This window comes from Coxiella-like endosymbiont, assembly GCF_024730665.1.
Taxonomy (GTDB): Bacteria; Pseudomonadota; Gammaproteobacteria; order Coxiellales; family Coxiellaceae; genus Coxiella.
Genome location: NZ_CP084737.1, coordinates 738739 through 765394 on the forward strand (window position 1 = coordinate 738739; position 26656 = coordinate 765394).

Consider the following 26656-nt stretch of genomic DNA (forward strand, 5'->3'; position numbering starts at 1 on the left):
AATTTCTTCTGTACTCATCTCAGGTTAGATAAATTCAATTGATCTTAATCAGACCAAGGGTGATAGAGAAAGAGAGGAATACAATTTTGAAAAAAAGAAAAAATTAATTATTTTAGACCGTGATGGTGTTATTAATTATAAGTCTGAAAATTATATTAAAAATTCCGACGAGTGGATTCCTATTCCAGGAAGTTTAGAAGCGATTGCATGTTTGAATACAGCAGATTATCAAGTTGTCGTGGCGACCAATCAGTCAGGTGTTGGGCGCGGTTATTATTCGCTAGGTACGTTAGAAATGATTCATAAAAAGATGCAGCGTGAACTGGTGAAAGTTGGCGGTTATATCAACCACATTTATTTTTGCCCACATATACCGGAAATGAAATGCCTCTGTCGAAAACCACAACCCGGTCTTTTGCATTCGATTGCGAATGATTTTCCTGAGGCGTTTCCTAGTGCCATATTTGTCGGTGACAGTTTACGGGATATTCAAGCAGGTCAGGCAGTGGATTGTCAGGTTGCGTTAGTAAAAACAGGCAATGGAGAAGAGACCATTGCTGCCGGGAAAGGATTAGAAGGTATTTCGATTTATGAAGATTTACAGGATTTTGTGAACTATCTAATACTAAAATCAAAATAACATTCCAGCCCAATTTCTTTCAAATGGATATTGTTCATAGTTACTGAGGGTAGTCCTTCCCGCAGAGCTATTTAGTGAGCACTGTCATTACATTCTGGACGCACTTACGCGTAATATAAAAATTTCGATCAGATGATCTAAACAATCTAAACAAGGCAAACCTGCAGAAATTAAACATCACAATAAAAAAACAAAAATTGTCCCAGAGTAGTGAAGCAGTCAAAATTAGGAAGGTTCAAAACAGCCTAGCACAATCGCTGCTGATACTGATGATATTATGTACATGGATTGGCAGATGAATATGGAAAAAGTATCTAGGTACTGAATAGTGAATAAAAGATCTAAAGTGAAAGCCGATAGAATTTACAAAGAATTAACTTCTCAACTCGATGTTATTCTCAACTCGATGTTACCTTTTATTCAATCTCTTAAAGAGAAGTTGCGTATGTATCGCAATTAAAATACACTCGTGTTTTTATTGTACTCAATGCAAACGCGGGAGATGGTATTATGGAATAATTGGTTTAACTTAGAAAACGATTTTATGATGTTCTTTTATAATTCTGAGAGTTATTTTGAGAGAATGTCTTATCCGAAAAGAAGACATATGCGTTTTTCTGAAAAAATTAATTATTTCTTTTACAGGTTAGACTACAGCCAGGATGTTTGGCCTAAGAGGATAGAGTATTGAGTTAGAATGATTCGTTTCGGATAGTTTTGATATGTGATTTGAACGCACCACAGTAATTTTGTGGCAACACGTGGAAAAGGTGATTATGAAATTTGAGCGGCTGAAAATATCAGAAAACGATTTATTGGGTATTTAATGGGTACAAATGAAAAGGATCATAACGTATGATTGAAATTGAAAAGGAAGTAAATTTGTAGCAACAAGAATATTGGGTTGGGTGTGTATTCTTTAGCGATATCAATCGTTGACGATTGAAAAATGGACGTCTCTTAACTAGAATTGGCATGAAACTTTACTGAAAAGATTAAATTTCAAATGATTATTACCCTTGTTGCTGCCATGGATAGAAATCGTCTGATTGGCCAAAACAATGCTTTACCATGGCATCTGCCGGTTGATTTAGCACATTTTACAGAAGTCACTCTGAGGAAGCCAATTATAATGGGCCGACGAACCTTTGACAGTCTTGGGAGGCCACTGCCATATCGGCACAATGTTGTAATTACGCAGCAAAAAAATCTAGTTCTTGAGGGCTGTAATATTTTTCATTCATTAGACAACGCATTAGATGCGTTAGTTCAAGAACGCGAAATTATGATCATAGGTGGTGCACGCATTTTTAGAGAAGCGTTATCAAAAGCTAATAAGATGATTCTTACAATTATCGATTATACTTTTAAAGGTGATGCTTATTTCCCTGAGTGGAACACTGAAGAATGGAAAATAGTTTTTGAAGAAATACATCCGTTGAATGAGAAAAATCTTTATTCTTTTCGATTTCTAGAATTAGAACGGCTTAGTATGACGTAGCCCATTTCTTGAAGTGTATTATAACATCACATTCCCAATGATAAACAGCAGGCGACAGAAAAACGTTCTTTAGTTTCGAGATTAATCGCCGTTAATCGGCGTCCCCAGGCGCAACCCGTATCTAGTGCGTGACAGCGAGGGGAATCGCATTCCCCATTTAAGGCAGACCAATGTCCGAAAAGAATGTCGATATTGTCTTTCTGAGGATCGCGCCAATTAAACCATGGTTTTAACTGTTTAGTGTTGGTTTTTTTAGTCGTTTCGAATTCGAGGGTCCCTTGAGCATCGCAAAAACGCATGCGCGTGAAAGCATTACTAGTATAGTGTAACCGATCTTGACCGCTCAGTGTGTCTTTCCATTGATCAGCTTGATTACAAAATAAATGCGCTAAATAATCTTCATAATGAGAGCTACGTAAAATAGCAGAAACTTCATTTGCGTGGTGAATACTTTCTTTAATAGACCACTGCGGGGGTATACCGGCGTGAACCAAAAGCGCATTTTTGTTTTTTTCGTAGTAAATCAAAGGGCGTTCTCGTAACCATTTTAATAATTCCATTTTATCAGGCGCTTGTAAAACGGCATGCAGCGTATGCTTGCAAATATCAGGCGACATGAGACCATAGCCAATGACTAACAAATATAAATCATGGTTACCTAGAACCACCATCTGTGAAGGTAAAGATTTTATAAAACGCAACACCGCTAATGAATTAGGACCTCGATTCACGAGGTCACCCACAAAACCTAGCTGATCTTTCGAAGGATCAAATTGAATAAGTGTTAGTAATGCTTGCAATTCCTGATAGAACCCTTGTACATCGCCGATAATATAAGTGCTCATTAATAAACCTGTTCACGAATAGACGCGGCCTCATTAATTAAATGAAAATAAATATCAGTGACAGTATTACGAAATAATGCTTGTAGCAGAGGTGTTTTTGTAGTGTAGTCGTGATAACTTTTTGCACAAAACTCTTGTCGAAGCACTGTCTCTAAGTTAGCTGTCCCATCCACGATGCCAAGAGTAGCCGCTTCTTTCCCGGTCCAAAAATCCCCTGAGAATAATTCTTGACGATCGCCGTGCAATCGGTCACCACGTCCTGAAACCACGAGATCAATAAAATTCTGATGCACTTGTGCAAGGACTTGTTTTATTTTAATAACATCGTTAGGATTTAAAGTTTCGAAAGAGTCAAGTCGTCCTTTGTGACTACCGGCTGTAAATAAACGGCGTGTCACTCCTACTTTTTTGAGCGTATCCACAAAACCGAAGTTGCTCATAATAACACCGATGGATCCTGTTAGCGTATCTTTGTTAACGTAAATTTTATCAGCAGCAGTAGAAACAAGATAAGCCCCGGAAGCCAATTCATCTTCTCCCACGACAATCACTTTTTTATGATATCGTTTTTTAAGATCAAGAATTTCATCATGAATAATCGATGCCTGAACTGGACTGCCGCCTGGAGAATTAATCACTAAAACCACGCCTTTAGCGTTCTTATCCGCAAATGCTTTTCTTAATGCAGGAATTACTAGACGTGCAGAAAACATTGTATTTGCCATGATTAAACCATCCATACGTACTAAAGACACGTATACTCCGTTTATTTTTTCTGCTTCTAGTGCGGCCGGTGAAGGAGCAAAAATTAATATCGTTAATAGTGACAAAAATAATATCCAACCTGTAAATCGAATATTACGCCACCGCCGTTCTAACCGGCGGTCATCCAAGACCGCTTTAATCAGTGTATTTTCAATTGGTTGATTGTTCATGGAGTTGCCTCATTAGGATCGATATCCGAGCCTTATTGTCACTATGCACAAAAAGGTAGGTAATTGCTAGATTGGTCACTACTTTTTATAGCTTTCTAATATTACAAGTCTAACTCAATCATAATCCGTTTCATAAATAAATAATTAACGCCGGCATCAAAAATAGGACAAATATGCGCTTTTCCACCTACATCGTAGATTAATGTAACACCAACATTATTGGAACCACGCAAATCTATTCGGCTAACCTAAACTATATAGATAATAAAAGAAATTTTATAAAATCGAGGTAAAAGGTGACTGTGGTAGCGATATTAGAAAAGCATGTATAATTTAATTCCACAGCGAAATGAGGCTGGACTCATAGCTAACTACAAAAATTCGTAGAGAAAATCTCGATTGCTAGTGTTAGTCGGTGTAAAAATGACAAGTGCGAATATTCCCCTCCCCGGCTAGGGGAGGAGCCCTCCTCTCTCCCGCGCGCAACACCTTTTTCAACTAATTAGCTCTCTAACGGTGCTTCTCTGGCAGAGGCTAATACCCATTTAAGGAATATGTGAAATGAAGAAGATCTCCCTACAGTTTGCAACACCCATCAACGTCCTGTAAGTATAGGTGAAAATAACCGACAAATCACCGCTTTCATGTTATTTTCCTTTGCTTACGCGGGGGCACATCCGCACACTTGGTGGCATGCAAGACTAGCTCTCAAGCCGAGTATTATCTCCCTTGATGATTATCGGTGCCTACGACGGTTAAAGTCGGCATTTACTTTCTCTCGATAAGGTTCAAGGGCGTTCGAACGATGTCGCGCACTATGTGTTTCTATGAAGTGAGAGTTTTGCGAGCCTATAGTCTAATATTTTCAAGATCTATTAATGTGTAACTCTCTTGGTGTTAATGTCATCAGACGATTATGAATGCGAGATAATTATGTAATGTACCGCTTTTAACTCATTTATAAGTCCAATTCAAATCATTAGAAAGCCCTTTTTCAATTTAGACTTCCAATTCAAGAGATTATTATCGAACCTCTCTTTGGGATACTTCTCACAGCTTATCTTAAATGAAAGTGTCATATATAAGAAAAAAAATACCAAGAAAAATTACTAATCCTACCCAATTGTTATTGCGAAAAGCTGCAAAACAGTTTTCAGGTTTTCGATGACAGATCAACGTTTGCTGATAGATCATCAGCCCCAAGGCAGCTAAAAGCCCCAGATAAAACCAATAATTCAATTGCAAACGCCTCCCTAAAGTGCTTAGTAACAGTAACATCCCTCCCTGTAACAACGCAATCGTTAAACGATCATAGCGTCCGAACAAGATAGCCGTTGATTTCACGCCGACCTTAAGATCATCTTCTCGATCCATCATCGCGTATTGTGTATCATATGCCATCACCCAGCATACCCCCGTCATAAACAAAATCCAGGCTGTTGTAGATACACCCCTCTCTGTTCTGCCGTAAATGCCATCGGAATACTCCATGAGAAAGACAACCCTAACCAAAATTGAGGTAAATGAGTTACTCTTTTTAAAAATGGATAAATAACCACTAACAAGATTCCCACTATCGCTAATTCCAGTGTAAAACGGTTTAATAACACTACAAAACCCAAGGCAAATAAACATAAAATCCCAAACAACGCTATCGCTTCAATAGTTCCCACTGCCCCTGTAGTAAGTGGTCGAAATTGAGTACGTTGCACATATTTATCGATATTGCGGTCCGCAAAATCATTCATGATGCATCCCGCTGCTCGCATAACCACAACACCTAAAATAAAAATAATCAGTGTCTTAAAAGAGGGTATTCCATTCGCTGCCAGCCACAAAGCCCACAAAGTAGGCCATAATAAAAGCAAAATCCCGATCGGTTTATCAAACCTCATCAATCGAAAATAGTAAGGAGCTTGATGACGTAGATTAATCATAGAATAACACTTTATTTTCAAACAAGGCAGACAAAAAATTTCACCAACGAACGAGCCCCCCCCGCCTTTCTTCATGGAAATAAAAAAGAAAACGTGACGCTTACATCATACTGTTTCCATGCTAAGTTAAGACAAGAATGCCTAAGAATGATCTTTCGCTTTTTCAAATTCAAACTCACTGCAGCTTAAGTTAGAATCTGCAAGTAATATGCACTCCCAAAGAGTATTACCCAATTTTTAACGGAGGTTCTTTACTTCTAGTATTTGAACATGGATGACGACGTGTACAAGTATTTATAATTCCTTAAAATACAACTCAAAAAAAATTGAACTTTTCGGAACCCCTAGTTTAAAAAAGCCAGTCAAGTAAATCAATATTGTCGTAGTAGTCCACGCATCGCCCCATTATCTCCAAAAAATACATGCAAATGTGTCGAGAGATTGTCTGACTTTTTCATTGATTATCAGGATTTTACTAATCCAGTTAATTTTTTGTTTTATATCAAACACAAATCTTAAGCACTTACCGTTAGTTACGACTGCTGCCAACAATATCGAATTTTATACTAATTTTTATTTTACTGAGCCTTGAGATATTAATTATTTTCGCATCGTGTGCGGCCCCCGCCTCTCCCATAGAACCACATCTTTTCATCAATCCATGAGTGCAGGTCAGTAATCTTTGCGCAGAAGACCTCGCGCCCAGCACACATACCAATGGGAAATAACCATAATCGGCACACGATGTTTAGGAAAATTAAATTTGGAGCTGTCCCGATTTTCTCAAAGCCACCTAAAGATACCCTATCAGATTGTCTGGATCTAATACAAGTTTTTAAGGTAAGTAAAATAGACGGCACACTCGGAGCGGATGATAAACCAACGAGGTTATAATATGCAATGACTATATCCCCCTTATTATTTGAATACGATTTGTTTGTATCGATCCATCCAACTGAAGCTCCTATTTCATAAGAAAAAATTGATAATACGCGACTTTGGAAGCGATTGCTCTTGCATTCGTTGCTTCAAATAACCAATCAGCTCAAATTAGGAACCACTTACTATTATCACAGAACATTTTTCTACAGGAGAAAGGAGCCTATCAACTACAGTACCTGATATGCGAGACGCATGTAAAGTTCTAGGGATGAGAGGTATAGCAACTCATTTTTCTCCACTTCTTCGGTGACCGACGTGAAAGAATTCTTGCGTGTTGAGGGTATTTTGTATTATTGATGCTATGTGATATTGTACAACACAATAAACCATGAGCTAGCTTAAGAAAGCTTCATTCAAAAATGAAAATTATTTTTTATTCCCAATAAAAAATAATCACGTTGAAAAGAGAGATTTTCACGAATTTCGGCAACTACAAAAAAGATCGATGGTGGTTATTCGATCAAACAAACCTCTTGATCGAACTTTTTATAAGACCTATTCCGTTACCAAAGAAGAAAATCGAATCAATAAGAGAAAAACAATAAATACTGGCATTGTTTCACCTACAATTCTTAAAATGCTCTTTTAGTGGGAGGTCCACTATAGCCAATTCATTTTAACGACACAATAAAGATCCGATTAACTTTCAATGTTTCATTTATGAATGTTGAAAGCGCCTGACTATAAATCTCGAGGTAATCCTTGCTTTATCAAAATTTTTTGATAGAACGCCTGACGAGTTTTTAGGGAACACGAAATACAGTTTACAATTAATCAGCTTCAGTCTGGAAAATAATCATTTAGACAAAATGAAAAGCGTTATCTCAAGTAGTTCTTATCACCGTCGGAATCGTTAATGCTTCTATAATAGTTTTTAAAATACATAACAAAACAATCTTACCTTCTAGCGACAATCATCCGTGGTAAGCCAGCGGGATCAGTGTAGTCCTGTATTTGGTAATAATTAGCTTCTTGCATCAACTCGATAATCTTTTGAGATTGGTCAAACCCATGTTCGAGTAATAGCCAACCACCATCAGTTAGGTATGATTTTGCTTCTTCGATAATTGTCTTAATAGAGGCTAACCCGTCGGGCCCACCAGCCAAAGCTTCGTGAGGCTCGTATTTTAATTGCTGCAAGTGTTTGTCGCAGTCAAGAATATAAGGTGGATTACCAACGATAACATGATAATTTTGCTGTTCCAAAGCTTGACACCATTCACTAAAATGAAAATTAATATTGCGTATATGGTGTTTCTCAGCATTAGTTTTTGCCACCTTTAAAGCTTTTTTAGAATTATCGACAGCAATTAGCTGCCAGTAAGGCCGCTCTGAAGCTATAGCGATCGCAATAGCACCAGACCCGGTCCCTAAATCAGCGACTTGCAATTTTTCATCTTTTGGTAAATTTTTTAGAATCCACTCTACCAACATTTCTGTTTCGGGGCGAGGGATCAGTACATCTGGTGTTACTGTTAAACTAAGCGACCAAAATTCTTTTTCTCCTAAAATATAGGCAACTGGCTCACCGGCAACTCGACGACTTATACAATCTGCTAACTGTTTTTTTTGTGTGGGCCTCACTCGAACTTCCGAATAAGCAAATAATTCAGCACGGGATTTTTTAAAAATATGACCTACCAATATTTCCGCATCCAAATTCGGCGTTTCTGAATACATAACTAATTGACAGGAAATATTTTTAATTATTTCCTTAACAGTCATCATCTTCGCCATTTTCCTGACTTTTCATTATTGCTGTTTTAAAAAAATTTTATTCCTTGCTCAATTCTGCCAATTGTTCTGCCTGCAGTTCGCGAATTAACGGCCCAATCACGGAGTCTAAATCTCCTGCCATCACTTCGTTTAACTGATAAATCGTCAAATTAATACGATGATCAGTTATTCGTCCTTGTGGGAAATTATAAGTGCGAATTCGTTCAGATCGATCTCCACTTCCCACTAATACTTTTCGTTGTGCTGCTTGTCTCTGCTCTTGCTTCGTGCGTTCAGCATTTAAAAGCTTGGATTGTAATAAAGACATAGCCCGTGCTTTATTTTTGTGTTGTGAACGCTCATCCTGACATCCTACCACCATACCTGTCGGAAGGTGCGTAATACGCACAGCCGAATCGGTTCGGTTAACATGCTGCCCTCCTGCACCAGAGGCACGATAAGTATCAATACGTAACTCTGCCAGATTAATTTTAATTTGGTCAATTTCTTGTACTTCAGGCATTACAGCTACGGTACATGCCGATGTATGAATACGTCCTTGTGATTCGGTTGCAGGCACACGTTGAACTCGATGCGCGCCCGACTCAAATTTTAATTGCGAATAAACTGCACCACCGGCTACCCGAGCAATAATCTCTTTAAAACCACCATACTCACTCTCATGGGAGGATACCACTGCTATGTGCCATCCCTTTTTTCCGCATATCGCACATACATTCGAAATAAATCACCCACAAAAATAGCTGCTTCACTTCCTCCAGTACCAGCACGAATTTCAAGAAAAACATTGCGCTCGTCATCAGGATCCTTAGGTATCAACAACAATTTTAATTGATTTTCTAATTCATTTTTTTTAATAGTTAATCTGTCCAATTCTTCTTTTGCTAATTCTTTTAATTCAGCATCTTTTTCTGAAGCCATTGCTTTCGCAGCTTCGAGCGCTTTTTCATTTTGCTGAAATTCTCGAAAACATTGCACGATGGGCTCTAATTGCGCATATTCTTTACCTAATTCACAATAACGATTGCGATCGCTCATGATGGTGAGATTGCCCAATAAACCACCAACCTCCGCGTACCGACTGGATAATGTATTTAATTTTTGAATTAAGGAATCTTTAATCATAACTCAAATGATTCTTTAGCGGACAATAATAATGCTACACTGCATTCGTAAGTGACCTTTCGCAATTTCGCGATGCTGGTTAGTATGTATTTTACATGTTATTCTTGGAATCATGAGCAAGACAAGCAATAGCCGCTCGGGTCTTGAGTTCGCTAACTTAATAGCGGGCCTTTCCCTGGTTATAAACTACCTCTAACGCTCACGAAAAAAGGTCATCATACTCCAACTCTGTAACTCTAAGCTCAAAATATCACGAAGACAATATAAGAGCTATAAAATGATCATTGGATGACACCTTAGCGCAACACACTATTAAACCAGACACCTTTTTCCAATCAACGACATTCACTACTCCCATTGGATTAGTCGCATCCATATTCTCCATCTATACAGGAATCTCTCACGCATGTGAATCCGTCAGCATAGTAAATATCCGTTGACTGTTTGGCCATTTTACCGTTTGATTTAAAATGGATGCGAACAAACTAGTGCTACCGTATCACCTGCACCAATCAATAATACCCGATCTAAATAAGACAAGAAAAATCCGCTAATCGCGCGCCACTACATAAAATCGAAATTTATTAGAAGCACAATATCCCTATTAATCCGCTACGTCTCACCAGCAAAAATTAAATGTTTTTCATATATAAATCTCCTATCAACAAGACAACGATAAACCTATCTCAACTGACCAAAAATTTACGGCTCTCTTAAAAACCATTGAATCAAGCCCACTCATCACTCACTACGTGATAAAAATCTCTGTATACTTGAATATGTGAGAAAAAATGAAGAAATCCCCGAATCTGCTACAAAATGCAGTTTCTCGGGTAGATGCATAGCTAATCAATAAAAACCCTAAAATTTCATTGATAGTGATATAGATTTTCGTACGACCATAAGTCTGAGATAATAAATTATGCAAAGGTAAAGTTCTACTCTTATACTAAATATACTAGCTTTCATGAATATCCAACGGGGCTGATCTTTACCACATACCAACAATATTATAAGGGAAAACTCTCTTTCCTCTAGAAGGCTTTCTTTTACACACCGCACCTTAGAAGAATGCCGCTCTCAGAAATGACAATCAGTTGAACCACCTATTTATTAGAACGAAGGGCCTTGGTTTTTATTCTTCATAAATGGTAAGTGATGATGCTAAACTAAAGGGGAAGGAGAATTTTAATGAAAAATGACGAAATACCAAAGGGAAGTAATGATATCTTTTCTCTCCTTAGACGCGGAATTGTACGAAACTATAAAGCACTGCCAATGGTAAAATTATGACATCCGCATTCGCTCAACAATAACTCCAGCCCCCTGTGCATCATCAAAAACGAAAAGCTTTGTGGCACTCAATTGCAACCACTGAATACCAAACCGATTCACTAAAAAATTCGCACATCGATCCGCTAAGGTTTCGATCAAATTAAACTGATGCTGATTTAAAAATTCGATGATACTTTCACGAACTCTAGCATAATCAATGGCGTGCCTCAGATCATCAGAAACAGCAGCACGCTCCGCATCCACACTGAAAGTGATATCAAGCGAAATTGTCTGTGCCGCTATTTTCTCATGAGGCAAAATTCCTACCCAGGCCAGCACCTTAAGATTGCGGATGAAAAGCTTATCCACCAGACTGCTTCTCTCGGATTTCTTCAAAAGTCTTGCAGTCGATGCATTTAGTTGCTGTAGGACGCGCCTCTAATCGACGAATACCAATCTCAGCACCACAATCCTCACAATAACCATACTCTTTTTCATCGATAGCATCCAAAGCTTGCTCAATTTTCTTAATCAGCTTGCGCTCACGATCCCTTGTGCGCAATTCTAAATTAAAACCCTGTTCTTGACCAGCGCGGTCCAAGGGATCTGCGTAAGCATTCGCTTCCTCTTTTAAATAAATCACTGTAGAATCTACTTCTTCCATTAACTGCTTTTTCCAGTTAAATAAAATTTTCTGGAAATGCTTCAATTGTTTATCATTCATATATTCTTCGCCCTTTTTAAGCTTATAAGATGCAACCCCAAGTACCGCCGTTTTTGTCTTTAATACTTTTGGTACCGCCATCTCCACCTCCTTAAAGCCTCAACGTGGCTAGTTAAAACTCACACATTCTATAATCAAACTATAAAACTCGCAAAGGCAAAAGCGCTCAAAAAAACACACTAAATTAAGTAGAGGTTCAAGATTTATTTAGTTAACGATTAAGGATAGACAGCTCTAATCCAGCCACTCGCCATCAAAAACCTTCGCTGCGGGACCTGTCATTATTACGGGAGTTTGTGGTCCCTGCCAATCGATGGTTAAACTCCCTCCGGGCTGGCTCACCATAACTCGTTCCTGCAACAAACCTAGACGGCGCCCTACAGACACGGCAGCACAAGCACCACTACCACAAGCCAAAGTTTCACCAACTCCTCGTTCGTAAACACGTAACCGAATAGTTTGCGGATCAACGACTTGCATGAATCCAATATTTGCTCCATCAGGAAAACGCTCATGAGTACTTAAACAGGCTCCAAGAATTGATGCTTGCTTGGTATCAATATGCTTCACGGGGATTATCGCATGAGGATTTCCGATGTTAACCACACCCAGTGTTATAACTTGATCCTTTACCTCAACTTCATAAATGTTTGCTGTTTGCGCTGTAATAAAAGGGACATCCCGCGGATCAAACTGCGGGATTCCTATTTTCACGGACACCTTATCATCAGGTTGAATTTTTAATTCTAATACATCGTTAATTGTAGAAATAAGAAGCTCATTATGATTGCTAAGTTTTTGTGAGCGAATAAATCCTGCAATACAGCGAGCACCATTTCCGCACTGCCCTACTTCGCTTCCATCAGCATTAAAGATGCGAAAATGAAAATGGACAGCATTATTTTTAGGGTGTTCAATTACTAGTAATTGATCGAATCCCACACCTAAACGCCGATTGGCCATTTTTTGAATTTGCGAAGTCGTTAATGCAAACGGTCGCTTTGTAGCATCAATTACCACAAAGTCATTACCCAAAGCATGCATTTTTGTGAATTTAATTTTCATTTTATATCAACTGTGGTTTGCATGGATTTTTTGGTAAATATAAAGGCCCTCTGGCCCCACAACTAATCAGAATAAAACTGAAGCTTATGCCTATCATTATTAGTGATATAGCTCTCCATTTTCTACCGTTATGTTGCTTTTTCCTCCGTTCTCCAGTGGCTTAACCCACAGCATCCAAGCTACAATGTTCTTTTGTTGGATGCTGTGGGTTAAGCCACTGGAGAACGGAGGGAAATCAGGGAAATCGTAGAATGACGATAAACCATAAAACAACAGATTTTTTAAGAGAAGAAACGCTTTCATAATCGAATGCTATCACGACGATAGATTTTACCACATATCGATAAAGTTGATAAAAAAATCTAAGATACGCTCGGAGATGATATATTAACAGATGGCTATGAACAAATCTTTAGAAAAAATTACCATTCTACCAATTAGAACAGCCGTGGGCAGCGTTATTTGGCTACATGGACTGGGCGCCGATGGACATGATTTTGCGGGTATTATCCAACAGCTGAATTTGCCACAAGATCTTCATTTGCGTTTTATATTCCCCCACGCACCTTTAAGGACAATTACCATCAACGCCCAGATGAGGATGCGCGCTTGGTATGATATTTATAGTCTTGAATATTTAAGCCATGAAGATGAGATCGGTATTGCTCACACACAGCAATCAATTAATAAATTGATCGAACAAGAGATTATAGCAGGTATTCCCGCCGAGAATATCATTCTAGCGGGATTTTCTCAAGGCGGCGCAATAGCTTTGTATGTGGGATTGCGTTATTCCAAACTACTGAAGGGTATTCTGGCTTTATCGACTTACCTTCCCCTCGCTGACAAGCTTCCTAAAGAAGCCAACAAGGCTAATCAGGATGTTTCCATTTTTATGGCACATGGCAACGCTGATCTGGTTTTACCATTTATGCGTGGATACCAAACTTTTCAACGTTTAAAACACTTAAATTATTCGATTGAATGGCATACCTATCCTATGGGGCATCAGGTTTCCCTTGAAGAAATTAAAACCATCAGGAAATGGTTAACAAACCGTTTTTCTTAAAACTAAAAATCCTTATGTAATTCACCTATCACCTTTCCATAATAGATTTAAATTAATAAAGATGAGGAATGAAATTTGGCAATGTTGAACCACATCAAGCTTACCATGACTAACTCTCTACCTTCAGATGTTAATATCAACCATTACTGGTGTAGGTAATACGGATTTTTAAAATTAAGTGCACATTGTTATCAGATTCAAAAAATGTTCTACCAAAGAAAAATTGCCTCTCCCCGGTTACAAGCGATTGATCTCTGTGATAGGAATAATGAAATATTAGCTTTATAGCGCTTGCCATCGCCTACGGAATAATCTATAACTCATTTTGCATGATTTTTCATACTACCTCTCTGAACACCAATACTCCTCAATTCTCAACTGTGTTTAACTCAATTTTGAATTGTGTTCAATTAAATTCTTAAACCCAGCAGGATCATTAAGGGCTTTTGGGATAGTATCTAATAGTTTTATCATGAGCTAGCACCGCAGTGGGTTATATCACAGTTTTCATTAATGCTTGATCCATTTTTAGTCACAGCTTTAGTTCTCCAATTCAGGATACCACTTATAAATCTCTTCCAAACAACCAATTACCCGTGGAATATATTATAAATACATGAACTTTTGTCACATTCTTTAATTGAGGAAAAGAAAGATACATTTTAAATGTCGTTACAACCAGAACCCAATCAAACCAACACAGAAATTATTACTTGCGCCTCTTTCAGCACACCTGACCCCACGCGCACCTGATGATGATAATAAAACCCTATGTTTCTATCCTTTCTTGGCTAATCAATAAAAAAACCCTATAACAACAGAAGATGTAACTTACAGACCCTAACACGATACCTTAAAACATAACACAGTTTAGAACATTAACCATCATCAAACCAGGAAAATGAGATAGATAATGCATGCAAACTTGTAGCTATGATTAAAAGCTATTACTAAATCATAAAACAAAGATATTCTTCGACAATAAACTCCGATATAAACGGCTATAATTAATAGCCTTCATTTACGTGGATAAACAATAAATCGTTAAAAGCGTGTCAATAATCCTACGCCGTATTTTCCTGAACGCATCAACAACATAAACGATCGCTAAAATCCGTTAAAAACAAAATCGCATTTTTCTTGTAAGTCTTGTAAGAGATAAACGATAGGAACCTTTTAATTCAGCTGATAAAGCGTTTTATGATAGCAATATAAGTGAATCTTATGAGACTCCCACAGGCCCCTAGCCGGCAATAGGGCACGAGCCATGATTAATGTATGCGACACACACCAAAACGAGATGCAAGCTTGCATCACTCTGTACCCCTGCAGAAAAAAGAGAGAGCTTATAGGCATTACTCTCGCTCACCTAGCCACTGTTGCTCACTGTAAAACGCTTTAAAACATTCGCCTTGCACGTTTTATTACATCGAGGTTACTATTTCTAAACAGTGCTATTCATAACTTAGAAAGAAATTCCAACAGTGAAGCTGAAAAAATCATTTTTTTATATTGTCTCATCTCTATATTACCTTTTTTCAGCAAGTTAGCGTCGCTGTGACAACCAGCCTCATTAAAACCACTAAAACAACAGAGTGGAAACAGTACACATTGACGAAAGGAACGCTACCCAAATTCGGGTCTCATCAGCGTTACCAACAACATATTGCAGATATTCTCGGATGGGTATCCACCACAGACCATCCACATCTCCTTTGCTCAGGTTATTTCAAAGAACCATCCATCCTCAGCGAATTTCCGCATCTGGCATTTATTAAAAAAAATCGACGATTATCACCGCTGCAGGCCCTTCTATTGTAACTGCCCACGGCGTTTCAATTTTACGAGAGGTTATCATCACTCAGTCAGGACGAATCGTCAAAGCAGATACAGCTTATATTTATCGCGATACTAAAAGCGGTCAGATCGCTAAAATTATTCTTGTAGGTCATATCCACTTACATGAAGCAGGAAAATTGATTATTGCAGATCATGGAATACTCATACTTTTTCCTAAGACGGCGATTCTAACGAACGCAGCTTATCGCGTTTACAACGATATGTCTTTTATCCATAAATTTGACTATTCATTCAACGGCTGGGGTGTCGCGAAACACGCTACTCGCAACAAGTCCGGTGTGATTACTTTAAGACATGCGACCTACAGCACCTGCGATCCTACTCATCCCGCCTGGTGGATGAACGCGTCGACCATCATTTTAGACAAACAAACTCATCGAGGCAAAGCCTATAATACGTTGATTCGTTTCGAGGGAGTGCCGATTCTTTATTTTCCTTATTACAACTTTCCTATTGACCATCGCAGAAAAACCGGTTTTTTAACCCCTAAATTAGGTTATAGCAGTTATTCTGGCAGAACTTTTTCACTACCTTTTTACTGGAATATGGCGCCCAATTATGATTTAACGTTAACCTTTGAAATCATGACTCAACGCGGACTCAACATGGGCGCGCTACTTCGTTTTTTAAGTGAACGCAGTAAAGGAAGTATCTATCTAAACTACTTGCCGAATGACATAGAATTTCAAAAATTTCGTGAAGATACTATCAGTAAACATCTTCCTATTTTATCAAACAATCTTCTCATCGTTCCTTACGTTAACCAACTACAAAGAGCGAAGAACCAACGCGGTTTTTTAGCCATGGATGATACTATTTTATTCAATTCCGAGTGGTCATCCCATGTTATTTTAAACTATGTAACCGATCCCTATTATTTTCAAGATTTAGGCTGGCAGCTAGGTATCGACAGCGCAGCTAATCAACTTTTAAATAAAATTGATCTACAGTACAGTGGATTACACTCGCAATTTAATGTGCTTTTACAAGCTTATCAAACACTTCATTTAATTGCACAATCTGACAATCCCCCATTCGACCAGTATTTACGATTACCTGATTTTAATATGAAGGGTTATTATCCCGACATTGTTCATGACATGGATTTTAATTTCAACATCGAAATAGTTAATTTTAAATATAGAAGTGACTTCACTCCAAAGCATCCTATTGGGCAACGTTTTCATATGCGCTCTGGTGTGAGTTTTCCTATTTATTTTGCTTTAGGCCATTTTATCCCGCAAATTTGGTGGGATGCTATTGGTTACAATCTCACCCATCTTCAACCGGGACAACTTCACACAGCCAGTCGAGTATTACCAATTTTTGATATCGATTCTCGGCTATATTTTAATAATTATCTAAAAATTGGAAGTCACTCATTTATTCAAACTTTAGAACCACGTTTCTTTTATTTATATGTTCCTTATCAAAACCAAGAGAGATTACCTAATTTTGATACTGTTTTGCTGCCCTTTTCTTTTGAACAACTATTTGCTGTCAATCAATATACTGGCGACGACCGGATTCAAAATGCTAATCAAGTCACTTTCACACTGACTTCAAATTTGCTAGATACAAACAGCGGTGATGCCATACTGAGTGCTAATACTGGTTTTATTTATTACATTAAAAATCAGCGCGTCTGTCTCGATAAATGCTGCACGTTGCCAAAAAAATACTATTTTTCTGATATTGTTGCCAAGCTTGTATTTCGTCCAATTCTTCACTGGTCATTATCAGGAAGCCTAGCGTGGGATCCTTACTTAGGAAAAACGAATAATACCTCTGTTACTCTGACTTATCAAAATTGGGGAAAATATATCGGCGTAAGTTACGTTTTTGTCGGACAAAAGCGTAACTATATCACCCTAACCCCAGCAATCCCCCAAGGTAATCTCTTCAAACAAAATATTGGCCAATTTATATTTTCCGCGGCATGGTCTGTTTTCAAGAGATGGAACACCACTAGCTACTGGAACTATAATATTGGTCAAGACCATATCGACAACTATTCAATTGGTGTACAATACGATACGTGTTGTTGGGCGTTGAGTTTTATAACGCAGCGTTCTTATATAGGCTCGAGGTTAGGTATCAAAAGCAATCTCCAAAATGTTTACGATACTAACTGTTTTATTCAGTTTCGGTTGAAGGGGTTAGGCGATTTTGGCGCGTCTTCTATCTCAAGCAGTGGCATATACAATATGATCAACAATAGGCCTTTTCGATTACGCGAGGCAGGGTAATATATGTTGAAAAAAATAGTAAGTTTCATCGTCATCCTATTTACTATAGGATATACCTTTACGCAGTCCGCCTTATCTACAGCACTTACTATCACTCCTGAGCAATCGCTAAATCAAATTGTAGCAGTTGTAAATGATGAAATTATCACACAAAGTGAATTTACTCATGCAGCGAGTATTGCAAAACAACAGTTCGCGCAAGAGCACATTGCTCTACCGAATGAGCAAACATTTAAACGGCAAGTGCTTGATCAACTAATTTATCAGGCATTACAATTACAATTAGCAAAACGGAGTAACATTAAGGTCACTAATAAAGAGGTCAACGCGGCTATTGCGCACATTGCTGCGCAAAATCATTTTTCGAGAACAATTCTTCAACGAAAATTGGCCCAAGAAGGAATTGCTTACAAACAATTCCGCGATCAATTACAGGAGCAATTAACCATTTCAAAATTACAACATCAAATTGTAGGTAATGATATTACCATTGATGAATCCGACATCTCAGCATTTAAAAAACAACATCAAAAGCAACTTGCTCCCACACAATATCATATCGCAACCATATTAATTCCTCTGTTTGATTCCAGCACTCAGGCTCAAATCAATCATGCCAGAGGAAAGGCTATGCTAGTTTTAAACAAGCTTCGTAGCGGGTCCAATTTTGAAACAGGCATGAAAATGCATCCTGGTAGCATTGACTTAGGTTGGCGCACCGCTGATAATTTACCACAAGTTTTTGCTAGCGCAATTACTAAAATGAAACCAAACGAAATTGCAGGCCCTATCCAAGCACCTAACGGTTTTCATATTATCAAATTAATAGACAAAGAAGCGACAGGCAATGTTACTGATCAACAAGTTCAACAAATCGTCTACCAACAAAAGCTTGAACAAGCGATACAAAAATGGTTACTGCAATTACGCCGTGCAGCTTACATACGTATTATGCAGTAACGCATTATTTTTTAAAATCGCGGGAAGAAATCCGGGATAAAAATGAATCACTAGCGTTAATTAAAGTCCCGCTTTTTAAAAAATGATATAACGGTGGTGAGAATGAGAGGCGTAGGTTAAACTGCGCTATCGCAATGACTTCGTCTTGACCTTGCAATGACATTGATCGCCATTACACCAGGAGAACCAGCAGGTATTGGACCTGATATTTTGATTAAGCTCGTGCAATACGAGCTTCCTGTGCCTTTGTGCGTAATTGCTGATCGAGATTTATTGCAAAACCGCGCCAACATGCTCGGCCTCTCACTGCCTCAAAATCTTTCAATCCAGCATGTCCCATTAAAAAAATCCTGTATAGCCGGAAAACCAGACCCCGTTAATGCAGAATATGTGTTAGAAACATTAAAAATTGCAGTGAAGGGTTGCCAAAATGGGAATTTTAAAGCTATGGTAACAGGTCCCGTGAGTAAATGTCTCATAAACGAAGCCGGCATTTCTTTCATTGGACATACGGAATGGCTGGCAGCAATCACTGGAACTAAACAAACGGTAATGCTTTTTGTAGCCGATAATCTAAAAGTGGCTCTATATACGACACACATTCCTTTATCCCAAGTTTCTGCTTCACTACATTCATCCACATTGAAAAATTGCATTAAAATTTTACACGATGGTTTGCAGAAATATTTTTCCATCAAAAATCCGAACATTATTGTGTGTGGGTTAAACCCCCATGCTGGAGAGCAAGGTTATTTAGGGAAAGAAGAAATCACTATTATTCGTCCCGTCATCGAAGCCCTTCAAGCAGAAGGTCTGCAATTAAAGGGCCCACTTCCTGCAGACACTGCATTCATTCCCACTCATATTAAAGCTTCTGATGCCATTTTAGCGCTTTATCACGATCAAGGGCTACCACTCATCAAATCTATCGGATTTAGTCATACAGTTAATATCACGTTGGGACTCCCCTTTATTCGTACGTCAGTTGATCATGGCACCGCGTTCGATCTCGCTGGCACAGATTTAGCCGACGAACAAAGTTTATTCACAGCAGTCAAATTAGCATTAAAAATTTCTTGCCCTTCTTCCTTGTCATCGAAAGAAGATTAGGATGAAGAAAAATATTTTTAGAAAACGATTCGGTCAACACTTTCTTCATGATCCATATTTCTTAGAGAGAATCACCGCGGCTATTCATCCTAAAAAAACTGATATTCTCGTAGAAATTGGTCCTGGTTGCGGCGCGCTAACAGATCATTTATTAACTGAGTGTATAAAATTAGTTCTGATCGAAATCGATCATGATCTCTTAGCTTTTTTACAAACTAAATACAAGCAAAAAAGAATATTATCTTTTGTCAAAAAGATGCTCTGCAATTTGATTTTTTAAAATTGAAAAGAGGCGGACAGTTTCTTCGAATAGTAGGGAATTTACCTTATTACATTTCAACGCCATTGCTTTTTCATTTATTTACCCAAATAACCTGCATTGAAGATATGCATTTTATGCTACAGAAAGAAGTAGCACTGCGACTAACTGCTTTAGTAGGCACTACTAATTACGGACGGCTTAGCGTAATGACACAATATTTTTGCGATAATACATTGCTATTTACTGTTCCTTCCAACGTCTTTGTTCCGGCGCCACGCGTGGAATCTGCGATGGTGCGACTAATACCGAGGAGAAATCCAGCTCTGACAGTAGAGAATTTAGAATACTTTAGCGCCATAATCAAAGAAGCATTTTCTTATCGAAGGAAAACAGTTAGCAATGCATTAAAGAAAATCATCAGTGTTAACAAGTGGAACACTATAGGCATTAACCCCCAATTACGGCCACAAGAATTAACAGTGGAAGATTTTATTAAAATCAGTGATATGACAAACTAGCGCTGCTATTCCAGCGAAAGTTAGGAATCCAAGAGTTTATTCAATAATGATAAAGCAATGGATTTATAAACATCTGTATCTCGCTATCGACCTTTTACTGTACGCTGAACAGATAATCAAACAAGCTAGAGCTCACTACAGACAGTAGTGTTACCACCGCGTCCACATGAGAACTTACGTTATTATACTGGTAAATTTCTAATTCCCATTAATAGTATGCAAAGGTTAAGTAACACTACTGCTATTTCTTGCAGCCGCTCCACTCTCTGTCAAAACTTAATTTTCTGAACTAAAAAGGATTTTTTAATGTGTTAAATGCCATTATCAATTTCTACGGAAGAAAAATTCAAGGTTGGCCTAAGAGCGTGATAGTGGTATTTATGATTCTCGAGTGATATAGCCAGTTGTGGAACAGAAAATTTAGTACTGGAATAGATCGACTACCAGTTGAAATATACTTGTCATTGGGCAGCCTCATGTCGGATCCACACATATCAGTATTTTGAAGCAGCAGAGACAACATTATGTCCTTCCAATTTAGTGCAAATAAAAATAAATACCTAGTTCGGGTATTCGTGAGGTTCGATATCAAACGACATAAAGTATCCTTAAAGTTATCTAGTGTAATTCAGGAAGGATGAGTTGTTGGATCAGCTCAATATGTTTGACAACCGCACCAGTATTAGCAGCACTGACCTGATAAACGCGTTCGGCAAGGGCATTTTTTTCTTTTGGATTTTGGAACAATTGTGAAATTGCGTTAGAGAGGCTCTGACTGTCGTTCACAATAATTAAAGCATTTGCTTTTTTTAATAACTCGCTTATAGCTACAAAATTATGTAAATAATGTCCGCTAATAAGAGGAAGATGAAGAGCGGCAGGCTCTATAAGGTTGTGCCCGCCAACGGGAACGAGACTGCCTCCTACGAAAGCGACATCACTGGCTGCATAAAGCAAACAGAGTTCGCCCATAGTATCACCAAGCAAAATATCTGTTTTTGGGGTTGGAATTTGTTGCAGACTCCGTTTGACCGTTGAAAAACCGGTTGCTTCACATAGTCGTGCTACTTTAGCAAAACGGTCCGGATGCCGTGGCACTAAAATTAAAAAAGCCTCTGGGAAATGAATGCGAAGTCGATGAAATGCTTTGAGTAAAATTGTTTCTTCACCCTCATGGGTGCTCGCTGCAATTAATGTTGGACGTGTTCCCCAAGTTTCTCGTAGGGATTTACCTTCTTGAATAATAGATTTTGGTATGTGGAGATCGAATTTCACATTACCGGTAATTGCTAATCGTTCAGGGAGTAAGCCGAGACGAATAAACCGCTTTCCATCTGCGTTGCTTTGCGCAGCCACACAAGTGATCTTTGAAAGCATTTTTTTTATCATACCATCGATGCGTCGATAATTCTGCATAGAACGTTCCGAAAGACGAGCGTTAGCTAGAAGCACAGGAATATTCTGTTGATGGGTATAATGCAATAAATTAGGCCAAAGTTCGGTTTCCATTATGATGGCAAATTGCGGATGGACACGTGCCAAAAATCGTTTAATGGTGGTGGGTAAATCATAAGGTAAATAAACATGGTGGACTCGTTCAATGTCGAAATTTTTTGGACTTGCAAAGAACCAGTTGGCGTTGTGGTGGTAACCATCAGCGTATGATAAGGGTAGTGTTTTTGTAGTGCTTTAATTAAAGGAGTGGCAGCAATAACTTCGCCTACAGAAACCGCATGAATCCAAATAGAATGAGTGTTTTGGTCGATAAAATCGATATATCCAAAGCGTTCAAAAAGTCGTTGACGATATCCTTCCCGTCGCCCTGATCGCCATAACAGGCGAAATAATATGAAAGGCATAGCAGCATAAAGTAATAAGGTATATAAATAACGCATAAGCAGCAGTAGTACAGTCCCGTGGTCATTAGGCTTTCAATAATGACTTACAATAATGTGGATTATATGCGATAGCAATGCTGGTAAAAAATAATAAGCGACAAAAATGAGGTGATATACTGTGGCCGTTGCGGAGTTACTGCAAGTTGTTAAAGGCGAGTGGTTTAGATCCAGTAGTAAGATGCTATTCCTACATGTATAGTACATGTTGATACTACTTGCTCAAAATTATCTGGCTCAGAAACTATTAATATAAGTGATTGTGATGGTCACGGTATGCCAACAGACACGTATTCAGAGCATAAAGTTGCATTATATTGTAACTGCGGAGAACTCAGGATCTACTAAATTACAAATTAGGATACAGAATTAGGCGCGAAATAAAGTCGGATCAATCGCGCGGAAACCACAATGAATCCGGAGACATGCTATTTAGTGAAATTAACAGTCAGTACTAAAATTAAAGCAGAACATCTTCAAGGAATATGCTTTCGGTAAAAAGTGATCTGCTGGTCGTCGTCATTGATTTGAGAAAAGACAATCTTGCTGAAATTGAAATTTAGGAGTGCACATAAAAACACATCCACGAATTTGCACAATCCCTACAGAGGTTGCGTCTTAGATTACTTGGATTGAACTAGATCGTATACCGTGAAAAATGATAGAATAGAAATATGGTGAAGATTCTGATCTTGCTGGCATCTATTGAAAAAGATGAATAAAACTAAAATGTTTTTGATCTGTCATTGTTTTTAAATTCTTGTAAGAACTATTAAGCTCTCGATTAACCTTCTGTAACTACTGATTTTTGTTTTTAGGATAGCTTTAAACAGGATGGATGAATTTTTGTCGTGTTTTTTTCTTCTCATAAATTTTTGAATAGACTACCAATAAGTATTTTGAAATACAACGTAAGTGATTAATGTTTTCTTTTAACTAATCTTTTAAAAATAAATAATAGGCGCTGTTCATTAAACGAATAATGTTCATCATTTTTGAACTTCGTTTTAATATTTAATAATAGGGCTAACTGAGCAAGCATAAGCACTTGTTAGTGCAATCTGAGTTGAAGATTGTAAGAAATTTATATCCTCATAGTTATCGGCACAAACATTTCATCAGTAAGTTAAATATTCAGTTTATGAAAATTAAAGACGATATATATTCTCTTTAACAATCAGTCTGGAAATTTCATCAGAAAATAGTATTTTTATTTCTTTATCTAAAGTGATTTCTATAAATAGCAATAAATTTTAATATTAATTTTATGACCATTATAGAATGATAGAATTCTATTTTAATAAGTTTGATCAAACTTATTGTTTAGAATAAATACGCACTTTAAAGTTTCAGTGTTAAGAAATTCTTTATTTTTAATCAGGAAAGTGAAAATAGCAGGATAACAGGTAAAAATTCTTCAAAGTTTGCCATACTCAACATGAGAAGATTGAAATTTAATTTATTTGTACACCCATAAAATTCGCATAATATATTAATATTATTATACTTTTACTGAAAAAAGATTGTCTTAATGCGATATCTTCTCGTCACTAATTTTTGTAACGATTGGCAGTGAGATTGGTAAAATTCGTATCACTTGTAGTGAATGCTTGAAATGTTAAAGTTACGCTTTAAGTAAGAGAATACGCATTTGGTTTCTTGCTAACTAGTCTGCCCCTCTTCTTTTTCACTTATCTAGGCTAGATTTATAGGTAATTAATGAAAGAATTTTGTATTAAAGCTGGATATTTTATTAGCTCTGCGTGATGAGTTAGAAATTGAGATTGAATTTTCTGTAATTGTTTTATTAATCTTGTTAAGCTCAGAAATTTTTTCGGAAAAGTATTTATATTTCGAGTCGAACTTAAAAAGAACTTTTAATAACAAGCAAAGAGTTATAGTACTAGTGAAATCGGTTAAATTGCTAGCTAGGTTGAGGGGCTTTTATGAAACAATGCTTATTTATTATGTAATATGATGAGTGGACCATGATATTCTGGATAGAATAGTCTTTCGATACGAAATGTTTCTTATATAGACACCGTAGTTGTCAACCGGTGATGACTGAGGTAAAAATTTTTCAACAAGGCGGGGAGTATCATTCATTTTTCGAATGTGCAGAACTTCTGTACTTTAATAGTTACCTTGGCGATTAGGGCCTGCAACTGATACATATTAAGCAGTATAAGGTTGTACCTTAGGTGAGCTTTTTCTGAAAAGATATTTAGATGATGTACAAGTATAAAGCAGATCTAGATTCATTGTGAACGTAGCATATTTCACTAATTTTTCTATATGATTAATTAGGTATTGTTCCTGCTGAGATGTAAATTTCAGGAGGTGATGTGTACTGAAATGCTTTTTCTTATAAAACTATTTTAAAATTTTTATCTAATTGGTATTAAAATGGCGTTTTGGATACCCATCCCTGGAAGAAGTTTAAATGGATTCACTTTTTTTGATTTATTTAAAGTGAGAGACATTAAGGGATGAGAGTACGATGCATCTTAAAGCAGCTAGAGAGACAATAAACAAAAAACAAATGTCAAAATGTGCCACTTTGCCTTGGGGTTTTTTGAAATCACTCTTGTTTTTATTAGTCAGAAACAATTATTTTCATTTGGACTTTCCTGGATATAACTATATTTATTCCTAGCTATTTTCTCTTTAGTGACTTACTCTAGTAATTTTGTTATCTATTGGGTTATTGTTCGAAGACGGCGCTAAAAATAATAAACTTCCTGTTCTGTGACAACGAGGTTTAAAGGAATATCCCAAATTTCGGAGGGAAGTTTTTCTACTTTCTGAAATTCATAAGCAATCCCTATTAAGAGAGGTTTTTTTTCTGAGTGCTGTAAAGAAGCCAACGTCCGATCATAATACCCAGCGCCACGACCTAAGCGATTACCTTTTTTATCAAAAGCGACCAAAGGTAGAAAGATTAAATCCAGTGCTGTTATCACAATGGATTTATCTTGCGTCAAGCTGGGCTCTTCTATTCCAAAACGATTTTTTATTAATACATTTTCTGTATGATAAAGATAAAAGTCTAAATAATAATCTTGGTTAGTTTGTAAAGTAGGTAAATAGCATGATTTCTTTCTTCTCAAAGCCTTATTCAACAGATTTTTAATATCCACTTCACCGTCGTGCGCGAGATAAAATGCTATCCGCTGGCTTTCTTGGAATAAGGGGAGTGCCATTGTTTTTTTGCAGATAATATAAGAGAGCTTATTTCTTTGTTGACAAGAAAGGTCATTTCGCTTTTGACGAAAGAGGCTTCGAAATTGTTTTTTTTTAGTTAAATTCATTTTTTAACCCCCCATGACATCACTTACAAGCCGTTATATGTCGGTTTAAATGCGCGTTCTTTAGAGGATGGGCACGGTACTGTCATTTCTTTGTTCGTTTCCATAAATTTTCAATACGACTCTGTAAATTTCGAACGCGTTGGCTCAACTACATCCATATAATTATTTTTCTGTTTACGTAATTGTATGAATTCATAGTAAGTATTGAACGCAGTGACAACCGCGGTCGTTCATTATTGTTGATACTCTTGATTTGCCACATTTTTTGCATTTGTGCATTAACATAGTTAGCAGCTTCTTAAATAGCTCTTGCCACTGCTTAGGCGGAGATTTAATTTTAAGCTGTGATCCATTTACGGCAATAAACCCTGTTCAGCTTCACTCACAATATCGCTTCCCTTAATTGTGTAATTAATTTTTTTATTTTTTGTGCTGCCTGTAAATTTTTTCTACTAATAACGACTGTTCACGTACTTGCATGGCTACTTTTCGCTGCAGCCCATTGTTTTCTGCTTTTAGACGTTTTAAGTAGCGAAGCAAATAATTAATCCGATCTTCTAATGCACTAAGTTCAATCATATGTGTTGCTTGCATCCTTATGATCCCTTATTTTATTTTCAAGGACTAATCTGTGTTTTATGACCTGATATGTAAGAATAATGCCTTACCTTTTTAAGGTCAACCAACCTTCAGCTT

Annotated in this window: 16 protein-coding genes and 4 pseudogenes; 8 read left to right on the top strand and 12 right to left on the bottom strand. The window is 37.4% G+C overall.

Going from position 1 to position 26656, the window contains the following annotated elements:
* The first annotated feature begins 106 nt into the window (after window positions 1-106).
* Together gmhB and LG660_RS03165 are read left to right on the top strand one after the other, a co-directional pair.
* Window positions 107-640, top strand: coding sequence for a D-glycero-beta-D-manno-heptose 1,7-bisphosphate 7-phosphatase (gene gmhB, locus LG660_RS03160; protein ID WP_258267734.1), 534 nt, complete (start codon window positions 107-109; stop codon window positions 638-640).
* A 1006-nt stretch (window positions 641-1646) separates the two neighbouring features.
* Window positions 1647-2141: a dihydrofolate reductase gene (locus LG660_RS03165; RefSeq protein ID WP_258267260.1), complete on the top strand. Its 495-nt coding sequence runs from the start codon at window positions 1647-1649 to the stop codon at window positions 2139-2141.
* A 26-nt stretch (window positions 2142-2167) separates the two neighbouring features.
* Here LG660_RS03165 and LG660_RS03170 read toward each other — a convergent pair whose 3' ends face one another.
* The 9 genes and pseudogenes from LG660_RS03170 to dapF form a co-directional block, all read right to left on the bottom strand.
* A complete protein-coding gene (locus LG660_RS03170) occupies window positions 2168-2986 on the bottom strand; it encodes a symmetrical bis(5'-nucleosyl)-tetraphosphatase (RefSeq protein ID WP_258267261.1) in 819 nt (272 codons plus the stop codon).
* Window positions 2986-3921, bottom strand: a complete 936-nt coding sequence (locus tag LG660_RS03175; protein ID WP_258267262.1) for a S49 family peptidase — start codon at window positions 3919-3921, stop codon at window positions 2986-2988. Before LG660_RS03175 ends, LG660_RS03170 begins: the two co-directional genes overlap by 1 nt.
* A 101-nt stretch (window positions 3922-4022) precedes the next feature.
* Window positions 4023-4154, bottom strand: a complete 132-nt coding sequence (locus LG660_RS03180; protein WP_258267263.1) for a hypothetical protein — start codon at window positions 4152-4154, stop codon at window positions 4023-4025.
* 829 nt (window positions 4155-4983) lie between these two features.
* Window positions 4984-5858 (bottom strand): annotated as a pseudogene (ubiA, locus tag LG660_RS03185) (4-hydroxybenzoate octaprenyltransferase).
* Between the two features lie 1839 nt (window positions 5859-7697).
* Window positions 7698-8528 (bottom strand): peptide chain release factor N(5)-glutamine methyltransferase, encoded by an 831-nt coding sequence (gene prmC / locus LG660_RS03190; RefSeq protein ID WP_258267735.1) that lies wholly within the window; start codon window positions 8526-8528, stop codon window positions 7698-7700.
* A 46-nt stretch (window positions 8529-8574) separates the two neighbouring features.
* Window positions 8575-9659 (bottom strand): annotated as a pseudogene (gene prfA, locus LG660_RS03195) (peptide chain release factor 1).
* A gap of 1290 nt (window positions 9660-10949) precedes the next feature.
* Complete coding sequence (locus LG660_RS03200) at window positions 10950-11306, bottom strand: dihydroneopterin aldolase (protein WP_258267264.1); 357 nt, start codon at window positions 11304-11306, stop codon at window positions 10950-10952.
* The gene (dksA, locus tag LG660_RS03205; protein ID WP_258267265.1) at window positions 11299-11742 is read right to left on the bottom strand and encodes an RNA polymerase-binding protein DksA; all 444 of its coding nucleotides are present in this window, start codon (window positions 11740-11742) and stop codon (window positions 11299-11301) included. The genes LG660_RS03200 and dksA overlap by 8 nt, the downstream gene beginning before the upstream one ends.
* Window positions 11743-11895: 153 nt before the next feature.
* A complete protein-coding gene (gene dapF / locus LG660_RS03210; protein ID WP_258267266.1) occupies window positions 11896-12726 on the bottom strand; it encodes a diaminopimelate epimerase in 831 nt (276 codons plus the stop codon).
* 394 nt (window positions 12727-13120) lie between these two features.
* Here dapF and LG660_RS03215 point away from each other — a divergent pair, with 394 nt between their 5' ends.
* The 6 genes and pseudogenes from LG660_RS03215 (at window position 13121) to rsmA (ending at window position 20754) form a co-directional block, all read left to right on the top strand.
* Entirely contained in the window at window positions 13121-13795 is a 675-nt protein-coding gene (locus tag LG660_RS03215) for an alpha/beta hydrolase (RefSeq protein WP_258267267.1), read from the top strand.
* Between the two features lie 1557 nt (window positions 13796-15352).
* Window positions 15353-15616, top strand: coding sequence for a hypothetical protein (locus LG660_RS03220; RefSeq protein ID WP_258267268.1), 264 nt, complete (start codon window positions 15353-15355; stop codon window positions 15614-15616).
* A 155-nt stretch (window positions 15617-15771) separates the two neighbouring features.
* Window positions 15772-17904, top strand: a complete 2133-nt coding sequence (locus LG660_RS03225) for an LPS-assembly protein LptD (protein ID WP_258267269.1) — start codon at window positions 15772-15774, stop codon at window positions 17902-17904.
* Window positions 17905-17907: 3 nt separating this feature from the next.
* On the top strand, window positions 17908-18864 hold the full coding sequence (locus LG660_RS03230) for a SurA N-terminal domain-containing protein (RefSeq protein WP_258267270.1): 957 nt from the start codon (window positions 17908-17910) through the stop codon (window positions 18862-18864).
* Window positions 18865-19020: 156 nt separating this feature from the next.
* Complete coding sequence (pdxA, locus tag LG660_RS03235) at window positions 19021-19974, top strand: 4-hydroxythreonine-4-phosphate dehydrogenase PdxA (RefSeq protein ID WP_258267271.1); 954 nt, start codon at window positions 19021-19023, stop codon at window positions 19972-19974.
* Window position 19975: 1 nt separating this feature from the next.
* Window positions 19976-20754 (top strand): annotated as a pseudogene (gene rsmA / locus LG660_RS03240) (16S rRNA (adenine(1518)-N(6)/adenine(1519)-N(6))-dimethyltransferase RsmA).
* Window positions 20755-21372: 618 nt separating this feature from the next.
* Here the strand turns inward: rsmA and waaA are convergent.
* The 3 genes and pseudogenes from waaA to LG660_RS03260 all read right to left on the bottom strand — a co-directional run bounded on the left by waaA (window position 21373) and on the right by LG660_RS03260 (window position 26554).
* Window positions 21373-22649, bottom strand: a pseudogene (gene waaA / locus LG660_RS03245) (lipid IV(A) 3-deoxy-D-manno-octulosonic acid transferase).
* A 2723-nt stretch (window positions 22650-25372) separates the two neighbouring features.
* Window positions 25373-25960 carry a 5-formyltetrahydrofolate cyclo-ligase gene (locus LG660_RS03255; protein WP_258267273.1) on the bottom strand — a complete coding sequence of 196 codons (588 nt, stop codon included), beginning with the start codon at window positions 25958-25960 and terminating at the stop codon, window positions 25373-25375.
* A 420-nt stretch (window positions 25961-26380) separates the two neighbouring features.
* Complete coding sequence (locus LG660_RS03260; protein ID WP_258267274.1) at window positions 26381-26554, bottom strand: TIGR02449 family protein; 174 nt, start codon at window positions 26552-26554, stop codon at window positions 26381-26383.
* Between the last annotated feature and the right edge of the window lie 102 nt (window positions 26555-26656).

Excerpts from the sequence above, each read along its gene's own strand:
- LG660_RS03165 (WP_258267260.1), top strand. The coding sequence starts at position 1,647 with ATGATTATTACCCTTGTTGCTGCCATGGATAGAAATCGTCTGATTGGC.
- LG660_RS03170 (WP_258267261.1), bottom strand. The coding sequence starts at position 2,986 with ATGAGCACTTATATTATCGGCGATGTACAAGGGTTCTATCAGGAATTG.
- LG660_RS03175 (WP_258267262.1), bottom strand. The coding sequence starts at position 3,921 with ATGAACAATCAACCAATTGAAAATACACTGATTAAAGCGGTCTTGGAT.
- prmC (WP_258267735.1), bottom strand. The coding sequence starts at position 8,528 with ATGATGACTGTTAAGGAAATAATTAAAAATATTTCCTGTCAATTAGTT.
- dksA (WP_258267265.1), bottom strand. The coding sequence starts at position 11,742 with ATGGCGGTACCAAAAGTATTAAAGACAAAAACGGCGGTACTTGGGGTT.
- dapF (WP_258267266.1), bottom strand. The coding sequence starts at position 12,726 with ATGAAAATTAAATTCACAAAAATGCATGCTTTGGGTAATGACTTTGTG.
- LG660_RS03215 (WP_258267267.1), top strand. The coding sequence starts at position 13,121 with ATGGCTATGAACAAATCTTTAGAAAAAATTACCATTCTACCAATTAGA.
- LG660_RS03230 (WP_258267270.1), top strand. The coding sequence starts at position 17,908 with ATGTTGAAAAAAATAGTAAGTTTCATCGTCATCCTATTTACTATAGGA.
- pdxA (WP_258267271.1), top strand. The coding sequence starts at position 19,021 with ATGACATTGATCGCCATTACACCAGGAGAACCAGCAGGTATTGGACCT.
- LG660_RS03255 (WP_258267273.1), bottom strand. The coding sequence starts at position 25,960 with ATGAATTTAACTAAAAAAAAACAATTTCGAAGCCTCTTTCGTCAAAAG.
- LG660_RS03260 (WP_258267274.1), bottom strand. The coding sequence starts at position 26,554 with ATGCAAGCAACACATATGATTGAACTTAGTGCATTAGAAGATCGGATT.